At 65.2% G+C, this 10,008-nt stretch carries 8 protein-coding genes and 2 tRNA genes; all 10 read right to left on the minus strand.

The window, feature by feature from the left end:
* Positions 1-95: 95 nt before the first annotated feature.
* The 10 genes from MRY84_RS14090 to MRY84_RS14135 all read right to left on the minus strand — a co-directional run bounded on the left by MRY84_RS14090 (position 96) and on the right by MRY84_RS14135 (position 9,872).
* Positions 96-171, minus strand: a tRNA-His gene (locus MRY84_RS14090).
* 49 nt (positions 172-220) lie between these two features.
* A complete protein-coding gene (locus MRY84_RS14095; RefSeq protein ID WP_291506345.1) occupies positions 221-2,149 on the minus strand; it encodes a SurA N-terminal domain-containing protein in 1,929 nt (642 codons plus the stop codon).
* Positions 2,150-2,209: 60 nt separating this feature from the next.
* Positions 2,210-2,285: transfer RNA gene (locus tag MRY84_RS14100), tRNA-Val, on the minus strand.
* A 15-nt stretch (positions 2,286-2,300) separates the two neighbouring features.
* Complete coding sequence (locus MRY84_RS14105) at positions 2,301-2,573, minus strand: HU family DNA-binding protein (RefSeq protein ID WP_011805814.1); 273 nt, start codon at positions 2,571-2,573, stop codon at positions 2,301-2,303.
* 331 nt (positions 2,574-2,904) lie between these two features.
* A complete protein-coding gene (gene pgsA, locus MRY84_RS14110) occupies positions 2,905-3,471 on the minus strand; it encodes a CDP-diacylglycerol--glycerol-3-phosphate 3-phosphatidyltransferase (RefSeq protein ID WP_291506346.1) in 567 nt (188 codons plus the stop codon).
* Between the two features lie 54 nt (positions 3,472-3,525).
* Positions 3,526-5,529: an excinuclease ABC subunit UvrC gene (gene uvrC / locus MRY84_RS14115; RefSeq protein WP_291506347.1), complete on the minus strand. Its 2,004-nt coding sequence runs from the start codon at positions 5,527-5,529 to the stop codon at positions 3,526-3,528.
* Positions 5,530-5,626: 97 nt separating this feature from the next.
* Positions 5,627-6,607 carry a tripartite tricarboxylate transporter substrate binding protein gene (locus MRY84_RS14120; protein WP_291506348.1) on the minus strand — a complete coding sequence of 327 codons (981 nt, stop codon included), beginning with the start codon at positions 6,605-6,607 and terminating at the stop codon, positions 5,627-5,629.
* Between the two features lie 65 nt (positions 6,608-6,672).
* Positions 6,673-7,623 carry a tripartite tricarboxylate transporter substrate binding protein gene (locus MRY84_RS14125; protein ID WP_291506351.1) on the minus strand — a complete coding sequence of 317 codons (951 nt, stop codon included), beginning with the start codon at positions 7,621-7,623 and terminating at the stop codon, positions 6,673-6,675.
* 66 nt (positions 7,624-7,689) lie between these two features.
* Positions 7,690-8,670 (minus strand): hydroxymethylglutaryl-CoA lyase, encoded by a 981-nt coding sequence (locus MRY84_RS14130; RefSeq protein ID WP_291506349.1) that lies wholly within the window; start codon positions 8,668-8,670, stop codon positions 7,690-7,692.
* The gene (locus MRY84_RS14135; RefSeq protein ID WP_291506350.1) at positions 8,667-9,872 is read right to left on the minus strand and encodes a CoA transferase; all 1,206 of its coding nucleotides are present in this window, start codon (positions 9,870-9,872) and stop codon (positions 8,667-8,669) included. Before MRY84_RS14135 ends, MRY84_RS14130 begins: the two co-directional genes overlap by 4 nt.
* Positions 9,873-10,008 lie beyond the last annotated feature (136 nt).

Consider the following 10,008-nt stretch of genomic DNA (forward strand, 5'->3'; position numbering starts at 1 on the left):
AGCCAATGCGGTGGCTCGCCAAGCTGCTTCGCCATTTTTAACGGAGCCGCAAATAAAAAAAGCGCTGCAACGGTGTTGCAGCGCTTTTTAATCTTTGGGGTGGCTGATGGGGCTCGAACCCACGACAACAGGAATCACAATCCTGGACTCTACCAACTGAGCTACAGCCACCGTAGCTTTGTATTATAGCCTGGGTTTTCCCCGCTCCAACGCAAGATGCTCAATTTTCTGCAGCAGCGGTAGTCGCAGCGGAAGGCCGAGGTACCTTGATCTCCGCCTTGAACCGCTTCTTCAGCATCTCGTAGTAGGCCTGGCCTTCAGCGGCGGTCCACCATTGCAGGTACTGCTGACGCTCCTGCCGAGCTCGCACCTCATCAGGCGCCTGGCGAGGCACCACCCGGTTGACCTTGACCACCGTGTAGCCCTGCGCACCCAGATCCACACCAGCCCACGCAGGCAATGTATCGGTTGAGGCCTGGAGCGCGGCATCCACCACGGTGCGCTGAAGACCCTGGACTTGTTCGCGTGATACCTGCACGGGAGCACCCAAGCCACTGGCAGATGCCGGCGCGGCCTTCCAAGCCGCCAGCTTGGCCTCGCCCTCCTTGCGAGCGAGTTCCGAGGCTTTTTGCGCGACATACAGCTCACGCACACGAGGACGGACCTCATCCAATGGCAATCTCTTGGCGGGCGCGTATTGCACTACACGGCCGGCAGCCATCTGGCTGGGGCCAATCTCAACCGCCTCGGTGTTGCGCTTGTTCTGCAGCGAGTCCGGCGAAAACAGCGCCTCAATGAACTTCGGGTTGGACAACGGCCCTGTCGCCCCGGGCTGCGGCATGCGCGTCACCCCCGAGGCAGTCTGCACCTTCAGCTTGAGCTTTTCAGCCACTGGCGCGAGGCTGTCCGCCTGCTCGTACACGCTGTTCGAGAACGTCTCCGCCACTTCAGCAAACTTGCGCTGGGCTTGTTGCTGCTTGAGTTCGGCTTCCAGCGTGGGCCGGAGTTCTTCAAACGACGGTTGACGGGGGGTCTTGATGTCCGTCAGCTGAATGATGTGATAGCCGAAATCGGTTTCTACCACATCGCTGATTTCGCCCTTCTTGAGGGCAAAGGCGGCATCTTCAAACGGCTTGACCATGGCTCCGCGGCCGAAGAAACTCAGATCGCCGCCCGCCGTGGCGGAACCCTTGTCGTCAGAAGATTTCTTGGCGACGTCTGCAAACGTCGCAGGCGCCTTGCGGACCTGCGCAAGCAGTTCTTGGGCTTTGGTCTTGGCTTTCTCCCGGTCTGCAGCGGAAGCATCCTTGGGTGCATTGATCAGAATGTGGCTGGCGCGGCGCTCTTCCTTGCCGGCCATGCGCGCCACGTTTTCCTTGTAGTAGGTGCGCAGGTCATCTTCGTTGAGTTGGATGCCGGAGCGCACGCTGTCTACATCCAGCACCACATACTCCACGCTGGCCTGCTCCTGCTGCAGAAACTGCGCGGGATTTGCCTCGTAGTAAGCCTGCAGGTCGGCATCCGTGGGCACCACCTTGGCAGCAAAATCTGCAGACTTGAAACGCGCCACCTGGACTTCGCGCTGCTCGTACAGCGGGTCCAGTGCGAGCTTGACTTGGGAAGTGGTGCCAAACGCAGTACCCATCACGCCGCCCAGCACCTGGCTGATGGACAGGTCGCGACGCACGTTGGACTCAAAGCCCTCGGGCGTCAAGCCTTGCGCGCCCACCAGCGCACGATAGGCCTCCGCATCCAAGGTGCCGTCGGGGCGCTTGAGCCCCGCAATGGCGGGAATCTCTTGCAGGCTTCGCGCCAGCCGCGCGTCGCTGGTCACCAAGTGCATGTCCTGGGCTGCAGCGGCCAGGACTCTGTCGCGCACCAGGCGCTCCAGCGTGGCGTAGCGGGCCGCAGGAGAATCCAGCAGTTTAGGATCGACCGTGGGGGACTGGGCGCGGATGCGGTCGGTTTCAGCGCGGTGCGCGTTGTCCCACTCGGTTTGGTTGATCTTGTGGCCGTCAACGCGCGCAACCACCGGGCTCTTCTCGGAGAAATAGTTGCTGTCAATGCCCACCAGCACAAACGAAGGAATGATCAGCAAGAACAATAAGATCATGACGATCTTGGAGTGCTTGCGGATGGATTCAAACATGGTCGATCTTTCAGAAGGCAAAAAACAAAAGGCGAACTTGCGTTCGCCTTTGTTCGGTGATGGTGGGTCCTGACGGTCTCGAACCGCCGACCTACTCCGTGTAAAGGAGCCGCTCTACCAACTGAGCTAAGGACCCCACCTAAACTGATCCTCAGTTCAAGGCATCTTTCAAGGCCTTGCCAGGACGGAACTTTGGAACTTTAGCAGCTTTGATTTTAATCGTGGCACCAGTGCGGGGATTGCGGCCAGTGCGAGCTGCGCGCTTGCCCACCGCAAACGTACCAAAACCGACGAGCGAAACGGTGCCGCCCTTCTTCAGGGTCTTCTTGACGGCCTCGATCGTGGATTCCAGGGCACGCGCAGCAGCGGCCTTGGAGATGTCGGCGTTGTTAGCGATGTGCTCAATCAGTTCGGTTTTGTTCACAAGAAGCCTCTCGGGAAAAGAGTTGATGGAATGTCTCGTGGATATCTGGTCTTCACACGTCCGAAAGCGCAGCCATAGGCTGGGGAAAAAGCAGACGGGGGAATGACTGGCATACACAGCAGTGGCTGCTGCATCAGATTAAAGCCATCGAGTTTCCAGGTGTCAATACAACACGCTGTTTTGGCGCAGCGTTGCGTCGAATTCTAGTCGTATTTCACGGTGTGACAGGGCTTGCAGCGTGTTTTTGTCTCAAACGCGCCGTATGGGCAGCACTCCGTATTGACACCTCAGTTCTGACAATGCACGCCGGCACAGGCCGGCCTGCCCAGCGCTATTTGACGCGAGCTCTGATCTCGGGCAGCGCCTTCTGCAGGTAATACACCATGGACCAAACCGTGAGCACAGCCGAGGCCCAGATGAGCCACGTGCCCCACACGCCCGTGTCGATCACGCCGAACAATAGGCCGTCGAACAGCAGAAAGGGAATCGCCAGCATCTGCACCGTGGTCTTCACTTTGCCGATCATGTGGACGGCCACGCTCTTGCTCGCGCCGATCTGCGCCATCCATTCGCGCAGGGCCGAGATGGCGATCTCGCGGCCAATGATGATGAGCGCCACGAACACGTCGGCGCGCTGCAGGTGCACCAGCACCAGCAGCGATGCGCACACCAGGAACTTGTCGGCCACCGGGTCCAGGAAGGCGCCGAAGGACGACGTCTGGTTGAGCTTGCGGGCCAGGTAGCCGTCCAGCCAGTCGGTGGCGGCGAACACGATGAACATCACCGTGGCGATGAGATTGCGCGTGGCGGGATCCAGCGGCGCATAGAACACCCCCACGATCAAAGGTATCGCGACGATGCGCGTCCAGGTCATCAGGGTGGGGATTGTCCAGAACATGGCGGCGATTGTGTCACGGCGCGCGGGCGCAGCCGGGGTTGGAATCAAAGCGTTTCAGCGCAGGGCCCGGTAAATCTCTTCGGCCAGGTCATGCGAGATGCCCTCCACGGTGGCCAGGTCCTCCACACTGGCCGCGGCCACGCCGCGCACGCCGCCAAAGCGCTGCAGCAGCCGCGCGCGCTTCTTGGGGCCCACGCCCGGGATTTCCTCCAGCTGCCCGCCGCCCACGCGCACCTTGGCGCGCGCGGCGCGCATGCCGGTGATGGCGAAGCGGTGGGCCTCGTCGCGGATCTGCGCCACCAGCATCAGCGCGGCCGAGTCCTTGCCCAGATAGATCTTCTCGCGGCCATCGGCAAACACCAGTTCTTCCAGGCCCACCTTGCGGCCCTCGCCTTTCTCGACGCCGACGATGCGCGTGAGGTCCAGCCCCAGCGCGGTGAACACCTCGCGCGCCACGGCGACCTGCCCCTTGCCGCCGTCGATCAGCACCAGGTCGGGCAGGCGCGCCACGCCCTTGGGTTTGACCGCCCCTGCCGCCGCCTCGGTATCGGGCGGCGGGGGCGCGGCAAAGTCGATCCCGCCGGCCTCGCGCGCGGCCTCGGCCACCTTGCTGTAGCGGCGCGTGAGCACCTGGCGCATGGCGGCGTAGTCGTCGCCGCCGGTGATGCCTTCGATCTTGTAGCGGCGGTATTCGCTGCTTTGCATCTTGTGGTGGTGGAACACCACGCAGGATGCCTGCGTGGATTCGCCCGCCGTGTGCGAGATGTCGAAGCACTCGATGGTGAGCTGGTCGAGGTCCTCGGGCGGCAGGTCCAGCGCCTCGGCCAGGGCGCGGGTGCGGGCCTGCTGCGAGCCCTCCTCCGCCAGCAGGCGGGCCAGCTGCAGGTCGGCGTTCTTCTGCGCCATGTCCAGCCACGCGCGGCGTTGCTCGCGCGGCTGGTGGATGGCGTTGACGCGCAGGCCGGCCTGGTCCGACAACGCCTCCATCAGCGCCTTGTCCACCGGCACGCTGGTTACCAGCACCGGGGGCACGGGCACGCCAATGTAGTGCTGGGCGATGAAGGCCTCCAGCACCTGGACCTCCACCGGGCGGGCAGGCTTGCTGCTGCACTCGGCTTGCGCCTCGTCGCCCTCTTCCTCAAACACGGCCGCGGCGTCTTCCACATGCACCGGAAAGTACGGCCGGTCGCCCAGGTGCCGCCCGCCGCGCACCATGGCCAGGTTCACGCAGGCGCGGCCGCCCTGCACCCGCACGGCGAGAATGTCCACATCCTTGTCGTCCGCGGTCTCGATGGACTGCTGGTGCAGCACGCGCGACAGCGCCTGGATCTGGTTGCGCACGTCAGCGGCCTGCTCGAATTCGAGCTTTTCGGAGTGCGCCATCATCCGCTGCTCCAGCGCCTGCAGCAGCTCTTGCGTCTCCCCGCGCAGCATCGCCTCGGCGTTCTGCACGTCAACCGCGTAGGCCTCCGGCGAGATCAGGTCAACACACGGACCGGTGCAGCGCTTGATCTGGTACAGCAGGCAGGGCCGCGTGCGGTTGGCAAACACCGTGTCTTCGCACGTGCGCAGCCGGAACACCTTTTGCAGCAGCTGGATGGATTCCTTGACAGCCCAGGCGCTGGGGTACGGGCCGAAGTAGCGGTGCTTCTTGTCCACAGAGCCCCGGTAATACGCCATGCGCGGGAAGACCTGCCCCGGCACCTCGCCGCGCGTGCGGGCGCCCGGCGTGCCGGTGATCTTGAGGTAGGGATAGCTCTTGTCGTCGCGGAACAGGATGTTGAACTTGGGGTTCAACGTCTTGATGAGGTTGTTCTCCAGCAGCAGCGCCTCGGCCTCGGAGCGCACCACCGTGGTCTCCATGCGCGCGATCTTGCTGACCATGTGGCCGATGCGCGTGCCGCCATGGTTCTTGGTGAAGTAGCTGGACACGCGGCGCTTGAGGTGCCGCGCCTTGCCCACGTAGAGCAGCGCGCCCTGGGCGTCGAAATAGCGGTAGACGCCGGGCAGCGCGGGCAGCGCAGCCACTTGCGCCAGGAGTTCATCGGAATGGGACATGGCGGGTATTGTGGCGCGAGGCACCACGGCGCCATCAAACTCCTAAAACCATAGCTTCCAGCGCTTATCCATCAAGCGCTGGAGGCCATTTTGATGCCTATTCCGCCTCGATCTTCGAGGCCTTGACCACCGTCGCCCAATTGGCCAGGTCCGCCTTCACCTTGTCGCCTAGCTGCGCCGGGTTCTGGTAGTCGGCCGTGGCGCCCTGCTCTTGCGCTTTGTGCTTGAAGGCCGCGCTTTGCACCACGGTGCGGATGTCGGCCGTGAGCTTGTCCACCACCGGCTTGGGCACGCCAGCGGGCGCGAACACGGCGAACCACGAGGTGGCATCGACCTTGGGGTAGCCCGCCTCGGCCGTGGTGGGCGCGTCGGGCAGGCTGGCCAGGCGCTCCTTGCCGGTCACGGCCAGCACGCGCAGCTTGCCGCTGGCGATGTGGGGCATGAAGGGCGGCGCGGTGCCGAAGGTCAGGTCCACCTGGCCGCCCAGCAGGTCCTGCAGCGCGGGGCCGGTGCCCTTGTAGGGCACGTGCACCATTTTGATGCCGCCCTGCTGTTCCAGCATGGCGCCGGTCACGTGCTGCAGCGAGCCGTTGCCCGACGAGGCGTAGTTGAGCTTGCCGGGGTTGGCCTTGGCGTAGGCGATCAGCTCTGGCAGCGTCTTCACGGGCAGGTCGGCCCGCACCACGATGATCTGCGGGGCCGAGATGACATTGGCCACGGGCTGGAAGTCAGCCTGCTCCCATTGCTTTTGCTTGGTGATGTGGGGCGAGATGACGTGGTAGCCCGAGTACTGCATGAACAGCGTGTGGCCGTCCGCCTCGGCGCGCTTGACGATGCTGGCGGCAATGTTGCCGTTGCCGCCGCCCTTGTTGTCCACCACCACCGACTGGCCCAGGACCGGCCCCAGGGCCTGCGCGAGCATGCGGGCCGACAGGTCGGTGGTGCCGCCGGCGGCGGTGGGCACCACCATGGTCACGGTCTTGCTGGGGTAGGCGGCTTGGGCGACGGCATTGCCGACCAGGCCTGCGGCCAGGGCAGCGAGGGCCAGGGCATTGAAATGTTTGCGGTTCAGGGTCACGCGTTGTCTCCGTTGTGGGTGTTGTTGCAAGGGAAGAAGAGAAAGAGAAGAGGAAATTGGGCGGGTCAGTCCACCGTAGCGCCGGTCTCCTTAACCACGCGGCTCCACTTGGGCAGGTCGGACTGCACCAAGGCGCCCAGTTGCGCGGCAGTGCCCTTGAAGGGCTCGCAGCCAACGGCGGCCAGCTTGTCGAGCACGTCCTTGTGCTCCAGCGCGCGGGCCACCTCGGCCTGCAGCTGCGCCACGATGGGCGCGGGCGTGCCGGCCGGGGCAAACAGCGCGTACCAGGGCGCCTGGCCAAAGCCTTTCAGGGTTTCGCCAATCGTGGGCGCATCGGGCAGCGCGGCCACGCGCTTTTCATTCACCACGCCCAGCACCTTGAGCTTGCCGGCCTTGATGAACGCAATGACCGAGGGCAGGCTTTGCACCGATAGCGGCACCTGCCCGCCCACCACGTCGGTGGCCGCAGCCGCCGAGCCCTTGTAGGGGATGTGCTGCAGCTGGATGCCCGCGGCCTTTTGCAGCATCTCGCCGATCAGATGGTTCAGCGTGCCGTTACCCGCCGAGGCGATCGAGTACTTGCCGGGGCTGGCCTTGGCCAGCGACACCAGGTCGGCCACCGTGTTGCCCGGGAAGGACGGGTGCGCCACCAGCACGTAGCCGGCGGTGGCAATGGGCGCCACGGGGGCGAAGTCCTTCACCGGGTCAAAGCCCGGGTTCTTGTACAGCGCGGGGCCGATCACATGCGCACTGTCGGCCGTCAGCAGCAGCGTGTAGCCGTCATTGCGCGCACGGGCGGTGGCGGCGGTCGCCAGCGTACCGCCCGCACCGGGGCGGTTGTCCACCACCACACTCTGGCCCAGCTGCTCGCTGAGCTTTTGCGCCACCACGCGTGCAATGGCGTCATTGGCGCCGCCTGCGGCCTGGGGCACCACCAGGGTGATGGGCTTGGACGGATACTTGTCTTGCGCGCCCGCCGCCAAGGTGGCGCAGCACAGCACAGTGGCAGTGAACATGCGGCGGGATACCGAAGGTACGTTGGTCATAGTTTGTCTCCTGTCGTTGTATGGATCTGGCTGGGTTCAACGGGCCAGGGCCCGCGCACGGATGGCCTCGAAATCCGCCGGCACCGGGTGCAGCGCCAGGCGCGGGCCCGCCTTGGCGATCTGGCTCGGAATGTCGTGTCCGACGAGGGCTGGCAGTTGCCGCGCGGCGGCCAGCAGCAATTCCAGATCGATCCGGGTGTCGTAGCCCATCAGTCCCAGTGCGTGCGCGATCTCTTCGCTGCACACATTGCCGCTGGCGCCGGGCGCATACGGGCAGCCGCCCAGGCCACCCAGCGAGGCGTCAAACCGGTCCGCACCCGCGTCGATGGCGGCCAGCACATTGGCCAGCCCCATGCCGCGCGTGTTGTGGAAGTGCAGCGTGAACTCCACGCCCGGCCAGCGCGCGCGGGCGGCCGCGGTGAGCTGGTGCACCTGGGTGGGAAAGGCCATGCCCGTGGTGTCGCACAGCGTGATGCCGCGCACGCCCTGGTCCACAAAGCGCTGCACCCATTCGAACACGGCGGGCTCGGGCACGTCGCCCTCCATGGGGCAGCCGAACACGCACGAGAGGGACACGTTGACAGCCACCGCAGCGCCCTGCGCCATGGCAATCACCTGTGCCAGCGCTGCGAACGACTGCTCCTGCGTCATGCGCAGGTTGGCGATGTTGTGCGTGCTGCTGACGGACAGCACCAGGTTCAGCTCGTCCGTGCGCGATTCGATGGCCCGCTCGGCCCCGCGCAAGTTGGGCACCAGCGCGGCGTAGATGGTGCCCGGGCGGCGCGTGATCTCGCGCATCACGATCTCGGCGTCTTTCAGCGCCGGGATGGCCGTGGGCGAGGTGAACGAGGTCACCTCGATCTTGGCCATGCCCGTGGCCGACAGCGCGTTGCACAGCGCGATCTTGTCGGCCGTGGGCACGAACGCCGCCTCCATTTGCAGGCCGTCGCGCAGGCCGACTTCCTGCAGGTGGATGCGCCGGCCCGCGCCCTGCCACACCGCGTGGGATGCGCTCATTGAATGACTCCCTTGCTGCGCAGCAGCGCGATCTGTTCGGCAGTGAGCCCCGCTTCGGCCAGCACGGCGTCGGTGTCGTCGCCCAGGTGCGGCGCGCTACTGCGGATGGTGCCGGGAGTGGCCGAGAGCTTGGGCACGATGCCCGGCACCTCCACGCTGTAGCCGTCGCGCGTATGCTGCGTCAGCAGCATGTCACGGGCACGGTAGTGCGGGTCTTCGGCAATGTCCTTGGCGGTGTAGACCTTGCCAGCGGGCACGCGGGCGGCGCCCAGGGCGTCCAGCACCTGCTGCACGGTGCGCTGCGCGCTCCAGGCGCCGATGGCAGCGTCGATCTCTTCCACGCGGGCGACGCGGCCTGCGTTGTTTGCCAAGTCAGGCGCCGCTCCCAGGTCGGGCCGGCCGATGGCTTCCATCAGCCGCTTGAAGATGCTGTCGCCATTGCCCGCCACCAGCACCCAGCCGTCAGTGCAAGGGTAGGCGTTGCTCGGTGCAATGCCCGGCAGCGCGCTGCCTGCGGCCTCGCGCACGGCGCCAAAGGCGCTGTATTCGGGGATCAGGCTTTCCATCACATTGAACACGGCCTCGTGCAGCGCCACGTCAATCACCTGACCCTGGCCACCGTTGACCTTGCGGTGGTACAGCGCCGTGAGCACGCCGATGGCGCCATGCAGCGCGGCCAGCGTGTCGCCGATCGAGACGCCCACGCGCACCGGCACGCGGCCGGGCTCGCCCGTCAGGTGGCGCAGGCCGCCCATGGCTTCGCCGATCGCGCCAAAGCCCGGCAGGTCGCGGTAGGGGCCGGTCTGGCCGTAGCCCGAAATGCGCAGCATGACCAGGCCGGGGTTGAGCGCGTGCAGCTCCTGCGGCGACATGCCCCAACCCTCCAGCGTGCCGGGGCGGAAGTTCTCGATCAGCACATCGGCCTCGGCAATCAGGCGGCGGGCAATGTCCTGGCCTTCCTTTTGCCGCAAGTCGAGCGCCACCGAGCGCTTGTTGCGCGACTGCACTTGCCACCAGACGGAGGTGCCCTCCTTGATCAGACGCCAGTTGCGCAGCGGGTCACCACCCTCGGGAGCCTCGATCTTGATGACCTCGGCGCCAAACTCGCCCAGCGTCTTGCCGCAGAAGGGCCCGGCGATGAGCTGGCCCATTTCGATGATGCGCACGCCTTGCAGTGCGGCGGGGGATGCAATGGAATCCATGGGGTGGTGTGTCTCCTGCAGGCGTTGTTGGTACTGAGCAGCAATGATGCGTACACGCCGCCGGCGTGCAAAACGCTCATGCAACAAGCCGCCATCGCAATCGGGCATGGCATACGACCTGCCTTGCTACCATCGG

Source organism: Acidovorax sp. (assembly GCF_022763525.1).
Lineage (GTDB): Bacteria > Pseudomonadota > Gammaproteobacteria > Burkholderiales > Burkholderiaceae_C > Acidovorax.